Origin of the sequence: Actinoplanes sp. NPDC023714, from assembly GCF_040639855.1 — a bacterium.
Lineage (GTDB): Bacteria > Actinomycetota > Actinomycetes > Mycobacteriales > Micromonosporaceae > Actinoplanes.
On the sequence record NZ_JBFAAR010000008.1, the window covers coordinates 127,240 to 144,337 of the forward strand.

A 17,098-nucleotide genomic window follows, 5' to 3' on the forward strand; every position below is an offset into this window, starting at 1 on the left:
GCCGGGCAAGTTTGGTGCGTATCTTATATCCACAAGAGTCGAGAAAGGTCACTTCAGCGCTCCACCGATCCGTTGGTTCACGCCGGCATCATCGCCATCGATGCAGTTCGCGTACACGCGGAGCAGAACTGCGACGCTATGTCCAAGACGACGTGCTACCTCCGTTGCCGGTACTCCTGCGTTGAGCCACAGTGAGGCGGCGGCGTGTCGGAGGTCGTAGGGCCGTCGTGCCAGTGGAGAGGCCGCCTGGGCATGGTTGAGGGCCTGGGCGCGGGCAAGCTTCCACCACCGGTCATACACCGACTCAGACAGCGGACCGCCATGCAGGCCCCGAAACAGCCGGCCATCCGGTGCAGTGCGGTGCTCCCCGATGTGATGATGCAGCAGGGCGACGAGCTGCGGAGGAATCGGCACCACGCGGGTGTCCTGGCGAGCTCGGTGCTTGAGGCCGCGTCGCTCGTGAGGCATTCCGTCATCAGTCCAGGCCGTACCCGATCGAGGCGCGGTCTCAGCCAGCGTAATGCGGCCCCAGCCGTACTCGATCTTGTCGTGAAGACATGAGCTAGACGGAGGTGCGGTGACGTCCAACAGGTCGGCATCACAGTCCAAGCACCGACCGGGGAGTTCGCAGTCCGGCTGACGAAGGTCAGCAGCCTCAGACGGTCGGGTGCCGGCGTAGTAGAGGCAACCGAAGAACGCCCGTACCCGGTCGGCGCGTTTGCCGAGCGACTTCACGGCATCGAGCAGCGCCGCGATCTGGCCGGGATTGGCGACCACCCGCCGGTCGATGGCCGACGCGACCTGCGGGGCGGTCCACTGGATTCGGTCGATCGGGTTGGCGTCGAGGCGCCCGAGTTCAACCGCGTAGCCCACCGCGTTGTAGAAGATCGCCCGCTTGCGCCCGATGGTGCTAGCGGCGGCCGCTTTGCCGTCTTGCCGAACACAGAGCCCATCGAGAACCCGTCGGACGGTGGCGGTCGTCTCCAGTTCCGTGATCTGCGCCGAGGCCCGTTCCAGCCAGGTGAGAGCGGCGGCGTGTGCTTCCGGAACGTCGTCGTCCCAACGCATCGGGTTGAGCGCGTACCGGTACAGCGCCTCACGAAGCACCGCATCACTTGGCCGACCTCGCCGGCTCTTTGCCGAAAGCATGATGGTGACGTCTGTCAGCGCCTCCACGGTGCCACGCCGAGATTTGGCCGCTAGCCGAGGCCACTTGACCTTCATGTACTCGCGCACGTGGGCGTACCAGGTTACGGCGTTGAGTGCCCGCGTCTCCGCCATCGGGCGCCCGGTCTCCGTGTCGAATGGCTCCCCATTGTTAGCGGCCTTGATCAGCTCGGCCCGGAACGAGTTCGCAAGAGCCTTCGTCCGGAAGGTGTCCTCGAACCGCCGTCCGGCGACAGCCCACCGCACACGCCACGGCTTGGCCTTTCGGTCTTTGCGGCTCGTGATCTCCCATGTCTGGAACTCGAAGCTCTTCATGCCGCGCTCGATTCGAGTTCGCCAAGCCACTCGTGCAGCACGGCCCGTCGGATACGAAGTTCGCCGTTGGGCAGCTTGATCGCTCGGGGTGCCTTGCCGGTCTGCCGCCAGTAGAACCAGGTCGAGCGGGAAACCCGCAGCTCTGCCAGCACCTCGGGGACGGTCAGCAGGTCGTTCATCGGTCCTCCCCGTAGCCGGTGGTCGGTGTGCTGGCCTTTGCCGAGACATCTGCGGGCGGGTCGCTTCCGGCCCGTTGCCGAGCGCTGTTGAGTTGCACGCGGCGTTGGATGCGCTGGGAGATCGCGCGCAGGAGCCGGTGTTCGAGTGCTGGCAGGTCGGGATCGTCGTTGCGGGCCATCTCCCAGACGGCGGGCGGCTTTTCCGTGCTGTCTTCCGTGTCGTCGGTGGCGACGCCGAGCACCGCTTTGACCCAGGCGTGCGCGTCGGCGCGGTGGTCGGCGAGGGTCTTGCCGGACCAGTCGCGGGAGACCAGGACGCGCCGGCCGCCGATGCCTAGGGTCGTTTTCTGGTGCACGCGTCCCTTGCAGTGGCCGGGCCGGAGCCGTCCGTGTGCCTTCTTCGGCTGGACGCCGTAGAGCAGCCAGTTCGCGCAGCGTTCCGAGCAGGGGATGACGCGGAGTTCGTGCCAGAGCCGGTCGAGGTGGGCGCGTTGCGGGTCGCTGCTGATGGTGTGGCAGTCCACCGCGGATTTGGTGATGTACTTCGTGATGTAGCCGATCGTGCGTTCGGCGTCGCGGGTGCCGGTTTCGACGCCTTTGGCCTTGACCTGGGCGCCGAAGCGGACCAGGTGCGCCGGCTCAGCGTCCGGGTCGTCGTCGATGGCGTCCAGGGCCTCAGCCCAGGTCGGCAGCGGTCGTCCGGTGTCCGGGTCCATCCATGCTTCGGCGTTGGCGTCCCAGGTCGGCGCCCGGTCGATCGGGTACCGCAGCCGGTCGGCCGGCGGCCACCACACCTGGTGGTAGGTCGCGGTGGCGACCAGCTCCAGCATCGTCCGAGCGACGGTGCCCCGGATGGCGAAGTGCGCGTGCGGGGCGAGCCGCCGCTGCGGTTCGACACAGCCCGCGTACTGGACGTTCCAGCCCACGGCCCGGCGCAGGTTCTGCCAGTACCGGTCGAGTAGCCGGGGGAAGTGTACGGCGTCCCAGGCCGCGCGGCGGTAGTCGTAACGGGTCGGGTCGACCGGGGTGCCGAGCAGCGGGTCATCGTCGGTGTGCCGGCGACGGCAGGCGCACGGGCGCCCGGCGTGGATCGAGTGGACCGGGCCGTAGCTGTCCAGGGTCAGGGTCAGCCACATCGACGGCCGGTGCTCGACGCCGTCCGCGCCGGTGTAGGTGCGGCCGACGGTGCGCGGGTCGACCTTCTGTCGAGGCAGCTCGGGCACGTCCGGCCGCCGCTTGGTGGACCGGACTCGCCGAGGGGCGTTGTCGTCGTCGCCCTGGTCGTCGCTGGCGTGACCCGGTGCGATGCTGCCGCGCAGTCCTTCGGCGGAGATCTCCCGCTCGACAGCCCCGATGGCGAGGTCGATCCGGTCAAGCTCTGCCGCTCGGTCGTCAGGGTTCATCGCGGCGAGCTGGAGCGCGGCCCGCTCGAATTCCAGGTGTGCCCGTGCGGTGATCAGGTCGCGTTGCCGGGCGGTGGCCGGGGCCGAGCCGGGGAGTGGTTCGTCGGTGCGGTGCCAGCCCTCGCGGATCTGGACCTGTCGCAGCCTGCGTGCCCGCTTGGCGCACGGCGGGCACTTCGCTTCGAGGGTGGCGCCGCAGGGCAGGTCGATGAGTTCGGTTTTGCCGGTGGTCAGGTCGGTGCGGCGTAGGGCGATCGGGTGGATGCAGACGCCGTGGTCGATGGCGAGGTCTTTGAGCGCGTCGACGGCGCGGGGTTGGGCGAGGCGGGCGGCCCGGGAGCCCGGCCGAGGCGTCGTCGTCTCGGCCGGGGTGGGCAGGGTCGGGGTCGTCAACGGGTCACCTGCCCGATGACCGGGACGCCGTTGGGTCGGGTGATCGGCCGGGCTGGGATCGTTGCCGCCGGAGCCGGAGCCGGAGCCGGAGCCGGAGCCGGAGCCGGAGCCGGAGCCGGAGCCCTGTCCGTCTTGGGATTCGACGCCGTGCCGCTGAAGACGAGCTTGACCAGGGCCATGAACGCCAGGGCAGGTACCGCGGATAGCAGCCATCCGGATGGGCTTGGTTGCGCGACGGCGAGCTGAGCGGCCAGAGAGAGCGTGCCAGCGGCGATCAGGAGGGACAGCGGGTAGCCGATCGGCGCACCCACCCGGCGGCGCCGCTTGATCGTGAGCAGCGCCGCGACCGGGACGAGTTCAGAGATGACCGCGTTCACCCAGCCGAAGGCATCCGGGGTGCCAACCGGGACGTGCCGCATCGTCCAGTCGTGCACGTGCGAGAAGGACGCCCACCCCGCCGCCACCGCGACGATCGTGAGGATGGCGGTCAACGTCAGGCCCTCGATCCGTTGCGCGTCGAGCTTCATGCCGCACCTCCGGCCGGTTCGCCGTACAGGTCGGCCATGTCGCGCACGGTGTCGTCGTCGCAGTAGGTGTGCCGCACCCGCATCGGCGAAGGGTCGCCTTCCAGGACCACATAGCCGGTTCCGGGTTGGGTCTGCGGGATGCGGTCGCAGAGGGCGCCACGGTCGCGCATCCCGTCACCGAGCACCATGTCGACCTCGGCGGGTTCCGAGAGCCGCAGCCCGATGCGGGTCGGAAACAGGCCACGCGCCGGTAGTACCTCTTTGCGGGGGTCCTGGATCGCGGCGACGACGTGCACGCCGACCGCGCGGCCCTGGGTGAGGACGATGCCGAGCGCGGCCTTGATCCGGTCCTTGAGTTGCCGCTCGGTCAGGTAGGCGGTCAGGTTCGCTAGCTCGTCGATGACCAGGACGATCAACGGTTCATCCTTGGTCGGGGTGTGCTGGCGGGTCCGGCCGGCCAGCCGGGCCGCACGCTCCTGTGCTGTGTCCGCCGCCCGTTCGATCAGGGCAGCCATCTCAGTGAAGTCCCGCGAGGCGAACTTGGCGAACAGCGGCCGGCCGATACCGAGTTCCATGCCGCCTTTGGGATCCAGCCCCCATAGCTCGACCACACCGGCCGCCACGCCACCGGCGAGCGCGCGGACGATGGACCAGATCACCGAGCCCTTACCCGACCCGGTAGCCCCGACGATCAGCACCTGCGTGCCGAACAGCCGCAGCCGGTACAGCTCGCCGTCCTCCTGCACGGCGATAGGCAGGGCGGTGAAGTCCGGCAGGTACGGCACCGGCAGCGGCGGCACCGTTTCGTGGAGAGCGTCGCCGCGCATGAGGACCAGGACCACGGTCGCGTAGGTCGGTCCGGGCATGGCCTTGACCTGCCGCACCCCGAACGTGTGAGCCAACCGCTCTGATGCCTTGGCGAAGTCGTCAGGAATCTGCCCAGTCACCATCCGGACCGTGACCTCATCACAGCCCGCCCGGCACCGGACCCGCGCGATCTCCGGGATGATCGTGCGCTTGTCGTACGAGGTCGACAGCTTCGCTGTGACCATCGCTGCCGTCCACCGCCGCCGGTAGACCAGCCTGCGAACCCTCGCGAGGATCGGCCACCAGCCGAACCGCAGCCACGACGGCCGGTGCGCGAGCGCCCAGCCGGTCGCCGTCACCGCGATCCCGCCGAGCATCGCCGCGAGGGGTTGCCACCCATGGACGACGTAGAGAGCGGTCAGGAGTGTGATCGGCAGCGTGGCGTACCAGTGCCGGACGTAGCTCGTGACCAGCCAAGCGACCGCCTTGACGATCTCCCAGAGCACGACGAGCCAGATCGGGAGCTTGAAGACCGGGGTCCGGACGTTGAGCGGGGCGACCGGGATCGTCTCGCCCCGGATGATGTTGACCAGCGGCATCGCTACCTCGCCCCCTCGTCCTGGCGGAGCGGGTGAAGGGTCTTGAGCAAGTGCCGGATCTTGTCGATACGCTCGGCGTCGCTGACGCAGGGGATCTGCACGGCCCAGGCGTCGATGCGGCCGACGAGGTCGGCATAGCGGTAGGCGAGGTCCCAACCACGTTCATCGGTGGTCTGCTTCTTGCTAGCGGCGCAGTCCTCGCAGCGGTCGACGCCATCGGGCAGCGGCTTGAGTCGCGAGCAGCCGGTGCAGGTACGCCATACGGTGTTGTCTCGTGTCGTGACGCGGGCAGCGTCGACTACCTTGGGCATCGCAGCCCTCTCCTTCGCAGGTGGGTGGTTGAGCGGCCGGGGCGGGGATGACTTCTTGGCGGTTGTTGGCCCCGCTCCCGGACGCGACGAGATTTAGGCGGCTTTCGGCGCCCGCCCGGCGGACTGCGCTGCGGTCATGGCGGTCGCACGCACCGACCAGCCGAGCCGCGCACGGCACTTGGCGGCGGTGCCCTTGCACTTCTGCGAGTCCACGTACGGCGTCAAAGTGACGTCCGCGAACTCCACCATCGGCGGGTAGCCCGGCACGGCCGACGCTGGCGGGACCGGCTGCTGCGGCGCCACGACCTTGACCTTGAACTCCTTCGAGCCGCCGAATTTGCCTGCCTCCGGGTCGAGGTCGAGGAGCCGGACCAGCCAGACCCGCTCCCCGGTCTCCTTGTCGCGGAGCTGGTCGTCACCCTGCCCACGCTTGTCGAAGTCGGTGGCCGGCTCCACACCGAGGCAGAGCGCACCGTGCGGCACGACGTACTCCCACGGAACCGGCACCTTGATCGAGTTCGGAATCACCGAACGACTCCTTCCGTCGGGACTTGACTACTTGACTAACCAAGTTGGACAGAAGACTACACATGGACAGCATGGCTAGCCAAGTGAAATCAGGGGCGAAGAGAGAAAAGTTCTTCGATGCCTTGCGGTGGCGGCGCGCCGACAAGATCAACCGTGAGCAGCGGGGATGCCCCAGCATTGCGAACCACCAGCAGAAAAGTCAGCACACTAGAGCCCGGAGTTAGAGCGAGAAGCGTCGATTCCCGAACGGTCGCGGGCCGCAGCGACATTCGCTCGACAACGTCAGCCGCCGCGAGGCGCCGATGCCGCTCCAGGTGATCGAGCACGCCCTCACGGAGCGGGTCTGTCGCGGCGAATCCGGTCCCTACCGCCGCAACGGCTGGTAGGTGGACTGTCGAGAGCGCCGACCACTGCACCTCGTCGCCATGCATGATCCGCCGGCGGGCGATCACCGACCGTCCGGCCGGAATGGCGAGCAGCTTCGCGATCCGCTCCGAGGCCGGCGTGCGAACGGCGCCGACAAGAGTGCCATTCCCGATCTCCGGCGCATGCAGCGCCTCGTGTGTTCGCGCCGGCGGCGAGGGTCGGCGGCGCGTAGGTGCACCAAGGACGAGTCGGCCCTTGCCTTGCACGCCCTCCAGGTAGCCGCGTTGTCGCAGGTACTCCAGAGCCCGGACCACCGTCGAGCGGGACGCGCCGAACTCACGCACCAACTGCGACTCGCTGGGCAGCATCGCCCCAAGCGGATACGTGCCTCGCGCGATCCGCTCCTGTAGTACGTCGATGATGTGCGCGTACTTCGCCGAACTGGAGCCAGCGGGCATGCCGGTCATACCGCGCCTCCTGCGGTGACCGCGCGCAAGCGGCAAGCGTCGACGTGCACGAGAGCTTGCAACCATCGCAGCCGGTACCCGGCATGGGACAACTCGTCGCCCTCCACCCAGACCCAGCAGCCGCCGTACCAGCGCGAGATGTCGAGCCGCACCCGCCGCACGAACAGGACCAGGGCGGCATCGCGATAGCGACACGAGCCAGCCGGAATACACAACACGCGACCGGTGAGCTGATCAGCCGGAATCGGTAGGTGCGGCGGCATAGAGATCGACAGCCCGCTCACCAGTGGCCCCTATTGGCGAAATGTGGACCGGCGGTCACCGGTTGCACCGCGACGGCAAGCCCGAGGTCCGCGAGTTGGCGCGCGACGCACGGATAGACGATCGCGGGTCGGCAGTTCAGGCACCAGCCGTCCGGGCCGGGCTGATGATCGGCGTACAAGCGCCGAGCCAGCCGCCAGATCAGCGGGCTGACGCAGCCGGCAGGGGGATCAATCGGCGGTGTCTGCCCGCCGAAGTCGAGCGGTTCGGGCATGACGGGACCTCCGCAGCAGCCTGGAGAGGCGCCGAGGTGGGGACCCTGTGGGTTTCGTGAAGCCAGCCCACCCCGGCGCCGACCGCCCTCCCGAACGAGGTCAACCACAGCGGGATGCGGCTGAGCAAGATCCAGCGAGGGCGACTTGACTAGCTTGGCTAGCCAGATCGACCGTAAAGCTGTCACCACATATACGCAACCCTCAACGTCCCGAATCACCTAACCTGGCTAGCCAGGCTTTAAGCTGTCGACTGTGAACGTTGAAGCGCGCGACCTTGACGACTTGGAGCCGGACGACGCCCGCCCGGCCTCCCAGCAGATCGCGAATGTGCTGCGCGCGGCGATTCTGACTCGACGCTTCGCACCCGGCGAGCGCCTGCCCTCACAGACCGATCTCGCCGAGCGCTACGGAGTGGCCCGCGAGACCGTCAAGACCGCGCTGCGCATCCTGCGCGAAGACCGGCTGATCATCAGCCGGCAGGGAAGTGGCGCGTTCGTCCGTGCCCAGACGGATCGGCCCGTGGGGTTGCGCCCGCACATTGAGGCGGCGTTCGAGCAGGCCCACATCAGCATCGACTTCGCGGGCTTCTCCAGCGAGACCCTGCACGGCGCCATCCAGGAGCCGTTAGACAAGATCCGCGCAGGTCGGCTTACCCCCGAGTCGATCGCGATCCGCATCCTGCTGCCGGACCTCAGCCGGCCATCGATCGTGCCCTCCCGCGCCGAACCTGCCGGAGATGACCCGGCTGTGCGCGAGCGCGCCGCCCGCATCGCCCGCCGGCACACCGAGGCGATCGTCGAATCGGTGGGGGAGCTGGCAACGCTTGGACTTGTCCGCAACGCCACCACCGAGATCCGCGCGTACGGCACCACGGTGCTGTCCAAGCTGTACATCGTCAACCGGGAGGAAGTGTTCTTCGGCTTCTACCCGGTCGTGCGCAACACTGTCTCGGTCGACAAGCAGGCCGTGCCGATCTTCGACGTGCTGGGCAAGGACGTGCCGCTGTTCCACTACGCCACCAGTGGCGATGACGGTGACGCCGGGGATCAGTTCGTGCAGCAGTCCCGCGCCTGGTTCGACAGCGTGTGGGACACCATCGCCCACGAGTACACCCCGTGACACTCGCCGAACTGATCAGTCAGGCCCATCACCTGCTGATCGACTTCGACGGTCCCATCTGTTCCGTTTTCGCCGGTTACCCGGCTGTTGCCATCGCCGACAAGCTGCGCGAGATCATCCGCCGGCACTGCGGCGGCATGCTGCCACCCGGTCTGGCAGAACTGCACGGCGACCCGCTCCGCCTCCTGGTCGACGTCGCGCAGCTCGGAGACGACGAGCTGACCAGAAGGGTCGCAGACGCCTGCCGCGACGCTGAAGCGACTGCGGTGAACTCCGCCGCCGCTACACCAGGCGCCGATGAGGTACTTCGCACCGCATCAGGAAGTGGCCGCCGGGTAACCGTGGTCAGCAACAACGCCACCGCGGCCATCGGTGACTACCTCCAGGCCCACGAACTGAGCCCTCACGTTGCAGGAATCGCCGCCCGCTTCGACGGCATGAACCCACGCCTACTCAAGCCGCATCCTTTCTTGGTGCAACGTGCCATCGACGGTGCTGACGAGCCGAGTAGCCGTGCTCTCTTCATTGGCGATTCCATTACCGACATCGAGGCTGGTATCGCGGCCGGAATCCCCACGATCGGGTACGCGAACAAGCCGGGGAAGCACCAGAGACTCACCGACGCCGGTGCCACCGTCGTGATCGACTCCATGCGACTGCTGGCCGCCGAGCTGCGCTCCACGACAGCCAGACCAGCGCAATGACCTATCGGACAGCAGTGCCAGCTGACGTGCTTGCGAATGTTCGCCGCCGCTGGCCAGGAGCAGCCGAATCCTGGGCGACGCAGGCCGAAATGCAGCTCCGTGAGCTCTGCGAGCGTTACCGAGCGACACCGCGTGAGGTGCTGTCGGCACGTTACGGGTTCGTGGTGGCAGTCGACACCGCTGACGGTCCGCTGGTCATCCGCAGTAGCCCCGACCCACACGGAAAGGATCAAGCAGCCGTCGCCGTCGCGCTCGCCGAGCTGGGCATTGCTCCACGGGTGCACGAGGCGTTCAGTACCGAGCACGGCACCTGGACTGTGCTGGACCAAGTCCTTCCCGGTACGCCACTCAGCCAAGCCGATCCATCCGCAGTTGACCCCCAAGCGCTGTTTACTCCGTTGGCAGCCATGGCGGATCAACCGCCACCCACGGTGGATATGCCGTCGATCTTGGATTGGTTACGGGATCGTCTGGAAGACGATCACCTCGCTGATCTGCGCCCCGGTACCACCGTAGCCTCGGTCAGCGAGCGTAGGGCCGCGCTGGAAGTTCTCGCAGACCTAACTCGCGACCACATCCCTGCTCTCTGCCATGGCGATACCTCCAGCGGAAATATCCTCGCCCATGCCCCTAACCGTTGGATGTTCATTGATCCGCGCGGCATGACTGGCGAGCACTCCTACGACGTTGCGGTGCTCGCGCTTCGTGTCAGCACCGTCTACAGGTCGCCGGACCTTACCGATGTGATCGCTTCTCTGGCGCAGACGGACATCGAGCGCCTGCGTGCTTGGATGAAGATCGCCCAGGCCGCACGCGTATAGGCGCCCGCCCACGTGTCAGATGTCCGCAGACGATCCCTCTGCGGGATTCGTGAACCGTGCCGTCTTCATGGGCGTGTACCACTGTGGATGGAGCTGGCTCTCCATCTCGATCGCCCACGGAACAAGATGACTACTCAAGTAGTCAAGTTGCGTCGGACGGTTGGTTCGAGACGATCCTGTTGAACGCTCGCAAACGAGGAGTAGCCATGGTCGGGCAAACGGGCCGCAGAGACCGTGCCGGCGGCTTCACCCTGCTGATGCTGTGCACGACAGCATCGGTCCTGCTCCTCGGTGTGGCTCTCCTGGTGGCGGTCTCTGAAGAGGTGGCGGATGCGACGCTGTTCAGCCGCGCCGGGATCATGGCCCTGACGATCAGTGCTGCCGTCGTGGTCTGTGCCGCTGCCGTGATCGCTCGACACCGGACGGGGCCTCCGGTGCGTACGGTGGCCGTGGTCTTGTCGATCGTCGCCGCAGTCCTGGTCGGATGTGTCGGGTTTCTCTTCCTGTTCTCCGCGACCCCGCAGCTCTCCGCAGGGCTGTTGCTGGTCGTCGCGGCCGTGCTGATCGCCATGTGTGGGCGGGAGGCCGCGCACACCTCCGAAGCCGGGGAGGGACGCTGAGATGCAACCGGATGTGATGCAACGCCTTCAGGGACTACAGCAGCGCGCCACCCAGCTCGGTCAGCTTGCGGGGGAGCTGGCGTCGGCCGCGCCCGTGCGCTCGGAGGGCTATGACGCGAGCGGACGGGTGCTGGTGGTGCTCGGCCAGGACGGGTTGCCGACCGAGATCCGCGTGCACGAACGCTGGCAGGAGCGGCTGGAGCCTGACCAACTCGGCGCCGCGATCCTGGACGCCGCCTCTGATGCCGGGCAGTCAGCCATCCGGGCGTGGACCGGGAGGCTGGACGAGAGCCGCTGGTGGCGTCGGCAGCGGGACGCGGACGAGGGCGTTGCGATCCCGGACGGGGAGGCGCTGGTGGGGCCGCCGCTGGGACGGCCACAGCATGACGGCGAGTTCAACGAGCAGATCGTGAACGCTTTGCAGGCGTCGGTACGCCAAGCCGGCCGGCCGCGTCCGTCCGGCGAGGTGACGGGCACGGACACCGGGCAGCACGTCGCCGTGACGCTGACCGGCGGCGGCATCGCTGGATGCTTCATCGACCCGTGGTGGGCACGCGACCGTACAGGGGGCGCCATCACCGAGAGCGTATCCATCGCGCTTCGGCGAGCAATGCACGAATTAGCGGCCCCCGCGCTCCCGAGCGCCGATCTCGACGCTCTGGTGGGCGACGCCCTCGCCACGCTGAACGCCGTCGTCCATCAGCGGGCCAGTGGCGGTGATCAGTGATGGGATTGCCCAGTTCAGAAGAGGTCTCGGTCGCCACCGATGCCCTGCGCACCGAGGCGACAGCGTGGCAGGTCCAGGGCGAGAAGCTCAATGCGCTCAGCGCCCAAGTCGAGGCCATGGACTTCGGTCGGGTCGAAGCAGGCCTCTTCCAGATCATGGTGAGCCCGTACAACGACGTGATCCGTGCCGTTACCGCCCGCTGCGCGGAAGGCGCTGTCGCGATGGCGGAGATGGCCGGCACGCTGCGCCGAGTCGCGGACGTGTACGAGGCGGAGGACCAGGCCGGCGCGCACCGCATCAGGAATGTCTACTGAACCCAGGAGCCGCGATGTTCAGCATGGCGCAGTACGAGGCAGTGATCAGTGAGATCGAGGAGGGGACGAAGACCTTCGAAGCTCGGCTCGCCGAAGTCATTCCCGCCGCCGACCGAGTCTCCAGTCAGTGGTATGTCGGCGAGGTCCTCGGCGACCTGCTCCAGTGGATTGCCCGCAAAACGGTCGAGGTGGGGACAGAGATCCTGAACTTCATCCTGGACGTGCTCAAGGGCGCCACCGCACCGATCTTCATGTTCGTCGACGGCTACAAGTGGACGGACTTCAAGGGCGCGGCCAATGGCGTCTCGGCCGACCTCACCACTCAGAACCTGGTGATCGACGACTCGGATTGGTCGGGCAAGGGGCACGACTCGTACCTCACTGCCGCTGCGGCTCAGTCCACCGCCGCCGGCCGCATCGGCTCCATCGCCAAGGCCGCGTCTGACAATTTGCTGTTGTGTGCCACCGCAGGCCTGGCGTTCTACATCGTGGTCGCCGGCGTGGTCGCCAAACTGATCGCTGAAGTGGTCGCCGCGACCACCGCCATCAGCACGGCCGTGTTCTCCGCCGTCGGCGCGATGATCTTCCTGGAGTCCGGCGCCGTCAACACGGCCGCCATCGTCACAGCCGTCGGCGTCCTCGCCGCCTTCCTCGGGACGCAGGTCAACGCCCTGGTCACCCTGCACAGCGAAGCCGTCGACCCCACGAGCTTCCCGAACAGCGCTTGGCCGAAGTCAAACACAGCCCAGTACAACGACGGCACAGTCAAAGACGGAGACGCGGACTGGTCCCTCAAGAGTAATTAGCAGAGTCCCCACAGCACCTGGAGGGAAGACGCTTTAGCAGAGGCGTAGCCAGCGGTCACGCGGGCAAAAAGGGGTTGTCCGCTCTGCCGTTATGCTGGTCCGGTCTGGGCGCGGTAGCCGACTATGGCATCAAAAATCCCGACCACCTATCGAAGGCGGGTCGGGATTTTGGGTCTAGTTCGACGGAGTCGAGGTGCTAGATCCCCTGACGGTTGCCACAAGCCCAGCGCTCGGGGATCGAAAGAGGCCCAAAGTGACAGAGGGTAGGCCAAGCCTCGAAGCAACGCTATGCAACGCTTCCCGAATGAACGGGAAGACCACCTTTATTCCGATGCGATCGATAAACCAGGTAATAGCTGCTTCGTTGACGCCTTCAAAATGATCCAGCTGGTATACGGTAACGATTCCGATCTCAAAATCTGCGACTTTTTCGGAATCTTTCTCTAGTGGTGCTGCCACATCGAACTTGAGCTCAAATCCATCGCTAGTCCGTCGATACCCTGCGGAGATTGTAAACTCTAACTCGATGTTTGCCGGATCCACGGTCTGAAAGAGTTCAGCCGCGAGCTTCACCGTGCGTACGTCTAGCAACTCAGCCGCGAGGAGGAGGCGGAAGCCTTCTGGCTCTGCCTCCTCCAATGCGGGCTCGACGGCAGTTTCAGGCATCAGGACTTCACTCGCTCACTTCGGGGTGAGCTAGAGAGGTGGCTGTCCCGATTAATGGGTGAACGCACTCCCAGATGCACCGCAGAGGACTTTCCGGTCGCGACAGCTATGTATTCGCCTGATGACGGGTTTACCGGCTTCGCTTTCGACGGCATTGCCGGTTCTGCCGACGTGCGGACGACCATCTTGGAGATGGCTTCCCACTCTGTGTCGAGATGCTCCTTGGACTTCAAAAGCGCAAGGTTGACCTTAGCTACCTGTGAGTCAGAGAGAAATTTCTCGTCGCCGTCACTAATACCGTAGTGTTGTTCAAGCCATTCGCTTACTCTCGCCCAACGCCAGACGCGTGAAGATCCAGGTACGCCCGCAGGCGGAGGGAAGCCTCCCGGGCCGCGGGAACCTTCCGACCAAAGGCGAACTGTCTCCCGGTTCATCCCAACGCGGTGAGCAATGTCCGAGACGCTGACCAGGTCGAGATCTACCTCTCGCACACAAGCGCCTTGCACAGCGTTCTCAAGCTGGCGTGCTACCTGAACAACGTGTCCCTCGGGATCTTGCTCGGTCTCGGAGTGCAAGATAGCAATCACTCGGTCACCCACCTGCGTCCAGCCTAGAGACGGCAAGACTTGCCCCAAGCGGCAGAGAACGTCATCGTCCTCCAGGTCAACACCTTCAACGAACAGCGGGATTCGGTACATAGCCCTCACCTGCTCGGCTCCCTTCCCGAAACCTAAGCATAGGTACAGTGTTGGCAGTTGCCAACACGTTACGTCCGAGGACCCCGTAATTTCACTCCGAGGGCAAACGACGACGCAGGTCAGCAAGGTGCGTTCGCGCAGCTTGGAGTCGGGTGACGAGTTGCTGGACCCGGGTGTTCGCCGGAGGTAACGTTTTAACTTCGGCCTTGACCTCGGAGGCTGTCTGGTCGGCCTCGGCTACAAGGCCCAAGGGCTCCGTGGCTGGCGACATGCCGATGATTTCGAGTTCGGCGGAGGCCTCTGCGAAGGCGACACGGGCTTCGAGATCCGTCTGGCCAGCTTGCTCCATGACCGACTCGATCTCCCCGGAGCTGACTTCGGCCTCGGTCAGTAGATCCTCCGCTCGCCCCCAGAGGTCGGCGGCGGCATCAGCACTCTCCGCTGCGTCCAGCAGGTGACCAGCTGCGCTGATCAGCGACTCGACTTTCCCCATCTTGATGAAGGCGCCACCAATGATGGCAGCCTGCCCCGCAGACAAGTGAGTGCATCGATCCACCAACCGCCCAGAGTCCTTGGCTACGCTCTCCCCGGCTTCCCCCGTAGAGAAGATCACCAGCGAGCAACCTGGACCATCCTCGGGCCGTCGACAGTAGAGCTTGCCCCACATGTGAGCGGAGCTCCCGCCGGACTTCAGGTGCCAGCCGGCGTCTCGGGCCTTCCCCAGCGCTTTGCGCCACCAAGACTTCGGGTGTGACGGCCAAGGATCGTCAGGGCCGTACCACCTCGTTTGCCCGCCGGATGACACTCGCGCGTACCCCTCAATCAAGCGGACATTCACCGGAGGCTCAACGCGGAGCCGGATCCAGAGGATGAGTCTAACTCGACAGGCATCGAACGCACGTACGGCTTGAGCGTTGATTTGGGCTCGTCCGCGCTACTCGCGGGTAGTCCGTACGATTCGGACTCTGGTGCGCGGGCTGCTGGTTGAAATTCAAGATGTTCTGAGATCGGCCTCACGGCTGCTGCTGAGGTTTTGAAGATCGCGCTGATTTTTGGGTGTCGAACCTCCACGTGCGACCCAAGGCTGCTGGAGGGGTTCCTTGAGGCGGAGCTCCAAGTTGAGCAGATGGTGCAAGATCCGTCCAGCAAAGGAGGGCGAAACGGTATGTAGTCGGACTAAAAGGCCTTGACATCGGCGGTTACGCTCGACCACGTCGCTCCGCGATGCCTTGCACCCAACGGGCGTGGTCGAGCGTAACCGCCGGGCGCGCGCGCGATTATACTGATCGTCTGCGACTGAGTCAAATCCGCTGGTCAGATCGTATCACTTGACAGCACCAGTAGGCTCGCTCTGTCGCTCCGCGATGCCATGCACCCAACGGGCAGAGCGAGCCTACTGGTGCTGCAAACAGAGGCGAGCAAGAGACTGCCATGCCGATGTAGACGCCAACTTGGAACGGCGTCGAGCCTCGTTCCCTCGTGCCGTAGCCGATCAGGGGCGAGCTAGCAGGAGCGCCTCACTGCTGCCGAGACTTAGTGGCGTATTTTCCGGGGTGGCGAGCGGCAACGAAGTCTGTCTAGTCCCACCTGATGCTTGACGTTTCCGTCCCATCTGTTGCTTGACGGTTGGTCTAGGTCTGGGTGCCTATTGGTCTGTCGCGGCTCGTGGCGCAGCGGCTGGGGCGGCAGCGCCGCAGTGTGGCTGGTACCGGTTCTCGACTATCGCGCGCCGTACCTCGTCCGGGGGTATCTCGAGGTTGCGGTAGGCGACGGCTGCTGCCGATGCTGCTGCCGCAAGGTGCCGTTGGTGGTTGGCGTGGTCAGCCGCGCCCGGCAGGCGATCGACGATCTGATCATGAATGCGTGCGCCGTTGCGAGCTGTTTCGGCCATCAGCTCGGCAGCCTCCGCCAGGCGTTCGCACGTTGCCTTCCAGGAGTCCGGCGGCGGCCGGTTGCTTCGGCTCATCTAGTCAGTACAGCCGCGCCGGCTGAACATCGCCACTGGTGGACCCGGCAGGTAGCCGCACGGGCGAGTGCGACTGGGTGGGACCTGCACCGTTCCCTGCCGCCTGGTGCCGCGCCTACACTCACAGAGGTGACGGATGACGAGATTCGTCGGAGCTCACTGGACGAGCGGGAGAAGCGCGCGGCCGAATGGGACGCCGCCTACGAGGTACGGCAGCGTGACGCCGACAAGCGGGACATCGACGCGGAACGGCGAGAGTCGGCTGCGGTCTTGCGCGAGGAGGCAGCCGACGTACGCGATCGCATCGCGGACGAGCGTGACCAGGCCGCCGACCGGCGTGACCAGATAGCCCGGGAACGGGACGCCGCGTCCCAAGCTCGGCAGCGCGATGCCGACCAGCGGGAGATCGACGCGGAGATGCGGGACTCGCAGGCCGCCATGCGTGACCAGGCGGCTGACGAACGCGGCAGGATCGCTGACAAGCGGGACAGGGCCGCCGACCGGCGTGACCTAGCAGCCCGTGAACGTGACGAAGCCGCCGAGCAGCGTGACCAGGCAGCCCGGGAACGTGACCAGGCCGCCGACCGGCGTGACCAGACAGCTCGTGAACGGGACCTCACCGCAGACAGGCGCGACCAGGCCGCCGACAAGCGCGAAGCTGACTTCGATCAGCGAGTGATCGACGACGAGATCGCCCGCTGGGATGCGCCACCTCGCAGTTGATCCGGATGGCCGCAGCGCGACCGACAGGGGCATCCGCGTGCCAGGAAACGCTTGCCCAGCAGTGCCCGCCAGTGCTAATCCCGGCTCTCCGACTTCGCGCTGCCGCACAGCTCGTGATCAAGAAAGCCGAACGGTGATCATGTTAAGCATCCGGTGGGACGTGAGTGTCAAGCATCAGCCGTGACGGGACAAGCGGCAACGAAGTCTTATTGCCGAATTCTTCTCTCCTGGATCAAGGCGCCGCGCAAGCGCGGCGCGGGCCGGCCGCGCTCGGCCTGCTGGCGGCCTTCGGCCGGCATCGGCCGACGCGCCGGCCGAGTGTTCTCGGCGTTGCGA

At 66.1% G+C, this 17,098-nt stretch carries 20 protein-coding genes; 8 read left to right on the forward strand and 12 right to left on the reverse strand.

The window, feature by feature from the left end; all coding sequences use genetic code 11:
- Window positions 1-48: 48 nt before the first annotated feature.
- The 10 genes from AB0G10_RS30525 to AB0G10_RS30570 all read right to left on the reverse strand — a co-directional run bounded on the left by AB0G10_RS30525 (window position 49) and on the right by AB0G10_RS30570 (window position 7,597).
- Window positions 49-1,482, reverse strand: a complete 1,434-nt coding sequence (locus AB0G10_RS30525) for a tyrosine-type recombinase/integrase (protein ID WP_360929334.1) — start codon at window positions 1,480-1,482, stop codon at window positions 49-51.
- A complete protein-coding gene (locus AB0G10_RS30530) occupies window positions 1,479-1,661 on the reverse strand; it encodes a helix-turn-helix domain-containing protein (RefSeq protein WP_360929337.1) in 183 nt (60 codons plus the stop codon). The genes AB0G10_RS30525 and AB0G10_RS30530 overlap by 4 nt, the downstream gene beginning before the upstream one ends.
- Entirely contained in the window at window positions 1,658-3,457 is a 1,800-nt protein-coding gene (locus tag AB0G10_RS30535; protein ID WP_360929340.1) for a replication initiator, read from the reverse strand. The genes AB0G10_RS30530 and AB0G10_RS30535 overlap by 4 nt, the downstream gene beginning before the upstream one ends.
- Window positions 3,454-3,984 (reverse strand): hypothetical protein, encoded by a 531-nt coding sequence (locus AB0G10_RS30540; protein WP_360929343.1) that lies wholly within the window; start codon window positions 3,982-3,984, stop codon window positions 3,454-3,456. The genes AB0G10_RS30535 and AB0G10_RS30540 overlap by 4 nt, the downstream gene beginning before the upstream one ends.
- The gene (locus AB0G10_RS30545) at window positions 3,981-5,390 is read right to left on the reverse strand and encodes an FtsK/SpoIIIE domain-containing protein (protein ID WP_360929346.1); all 1,410 of its coding nucleotides are present in this window, start codon (window positions 5,388-5,390) and stop codon (window positions 3,981-3,983) included. The genes AB0G10_RS30540 and AB0G10_RS30545 overlap by 4 nt, the downstream gene beginning before the upstream one ends.
- Before the next feature lie 2 nt (window positions 5,391-5,392).
- Entirely contained in the window at window positions 5,393-5,701 is a 309-nt protein-coding gene (locus AB0G10_RS30550) for a hypothetical protein (protein WP_360929349.1), read from the reverse strand.
- Window positions 5,702-5,794: 93 nt separating this feature from the next.
- On the reverse strand, window positions 5,795-6,229 hold the full coding sequence (locus AB0G10_RS30555) for a hypothetical protein (protein WP_360929352.1): 435 nt from the start codon (window positions 6,227-6,229) through the stop codon (window positions 5,795-5,797).
- A gap of 89 nt (window positions 6,230-6,318) precedes the next feature.
- Window positions 6,319-7,062, reverse strand: coding sequence for a GntR family transcriptional regulator (locus AB0G10_RS30560; RefSeq protein WP_360929355.1), 744 nt, complete (start codon window positions 7,060-7,062; stop codon window positions 6,319-6,321).
- Window positions 7,059-7,346 carry a hypothetical protein gene (locus AB0G10_RS30565; protein WP_360929358.1) on the reverse strand — a complete coding sequence of 96 codons (288 nt, stop codon included), beginning with the start codon at window positions 7,344-7,346 and terminating at the stop codon, window positions 7,059-7,061. The genes AB0G10_RS30560 and AB0G10_RS30565 overlap by 4 nt, the downstream gene beginning before the upstream one ends.
- Window positions 7,343-7,597, reverse strand: coding sequence for a hypothetical protein (locus tag AB0G10_RS30570; protein ID WP_360929361.1), 255 nt, complete (start codon window positions 7,595-7,597; stop codon window positions 7,343-7,345). Before AB0G10_RS30570 ends, AB0G10_RS30565 begins: the two co-directional genes overlap by 4 nt.
- Window positions 7,598-7,850: 253 nt before the next feature.
- Here AB0G10_RS30570 and AB0G10_RS30575 point away from each other — a divergent pair, with 253 nt between their 5' ends.
- The 7 genes from AB0G10_RS30575 (at window position 7,851) to AB0G10_RS30605 (ending at window position 12,709) form a co-directional block, all read left to right on the forward strand.
- On the forward strand, window positions 7,851-8,717 hold the full coding sequence (locus AB0G10_RS30575) for a winged helix-turn-helix domain-containing protein (RefSeq protein WP_360929364.1): 867 nt from the start codon (window positions 7,851-7,853) through the stop codon (window positions 8,715-8,717).
- Entirely contained in the window at window positions 8,714-9,421 is a 708-nt protein-coding gene (locus AB0G10_RS30580; protein ID WP_360929367.1) for an HAD hydrolase-like protein, read from the forward strand. The genes AB0G10_RS30575 and AB0G10_RS30580 overlap by 4 nt, the downstream gene beginning before the upstream one ends.
- Before the next feature lie 14 nt (window positions 9,422-9,435).
- Window positions 9,436-10,242, forward strand: a complete 807-nt coding sequence (locus tag AB0G10_RS30585) for a phosphotransferase (protein ID WP_360929370.1) — start codon at window positions 9,436-9,438, stop codon at window positions 10,240-10,242.
- Between the two features lie 206 nt (window positions 10,243-10,448).
- Complete coding sequence (locus AB0G10_RS30590) at window positions 10,449-10,862, forward strand: hypothetical protein (RefSeq protein ID WP_360929374.1); 414 nt, start codon at window positions 10,449-10,451, stop codon at window positions 10,860-10,862.
- Window position 10,863: 1 nt separating this feature from the next.
- Window positions 10,864-11,589 carry a hypothetical protein gene (locus tag AB0G10_RS30595; RefSeq protein WP_360929377.1) on the forward strand — a complete coding sequence of 242 codons (726 nt, stop codon included), beginning with the start codon at window positions 10,864-10,866 and terminating at the stop codon, window positions 11,587-11,589.
- The gene (locus AB0G10_RS30600; RefSeq protein ID WP_360929379.1) at window positions 11,589-11,903 is read left to right on the forward strand and encodes a hypothetical protein; all 315 of its coding nucleotides are present in this window, start codon (window positions 11,589-11,591) and stop codon (window positions 11,901-11,903) included. The genes AB0G10_RS30595 and AB0G10_RS30600 overlap by 1 nt, the downstream gene beginning before the upstream one ends.
- Before the next feature lie 14 nt (window positions 11,904-11,917).
- Complete coding sequence (locus tag AB0G10_RS30605; protein ID WP_360929382.1) at window positions 11,918-12,709, forward strand: hypothetical protein; 792 nt, start codon at window positions 11,918-11,920, stop codon at window positions 12,707-12,709.
- Between the two features lie 174 nt (window positions 12,710-12,883).
- On the opposite strand, the gene AB0G10_RS30610 is transcribed toward AB0G10_RS30605, so the two are convergent.
- Together AB0G10_RS30610 and AB0G10_RS30615 are read right to left on the reverse strand one after the other, a co-directional pair.
- Window positions 12,884-13,375: a hypothetical protein gene (locus tag AB0G10_RS30610; protein ID WP_360929384.1), complete on the reverse strand. Its 492-nt coding sequence runs from the start codon at window positions 13,373-13,375 to the stop codon at window positions 12,884-12,886.
- Between the two features lie 789 nt (window positions 13,376-14,164).
- Window positions 14,165-14,686 carry a hypothetical protein gene (locus tag AB0G10_RS30615; protein WP_360929386.1) on the reverse strand — a complete coding sequence of 174 codons (522 nt, stop codon included), beginning with the start codon at window positions 14,684-14,686 and terminating at the stop codon, window positions 14,165-14,167.
- A gap of 1,482 nt (window positions 14,687-16,168) precedes the next feature.
- On the opposite strand from AB0G10_RS30615, the gene AB0G10_RS30620 reads away from it, so the two are divergent.
- Entirely contained in the window at window positions 16,169-16,762 is a 594-nt protein-coding gene (locus AB0G10_RS30620; RefSeq protein ID WP_360929389.1) for a hypothetical protein, read from the forward strand.
- Window positions 16,763-17,098 lie beyond the last annotated feature (336 nt).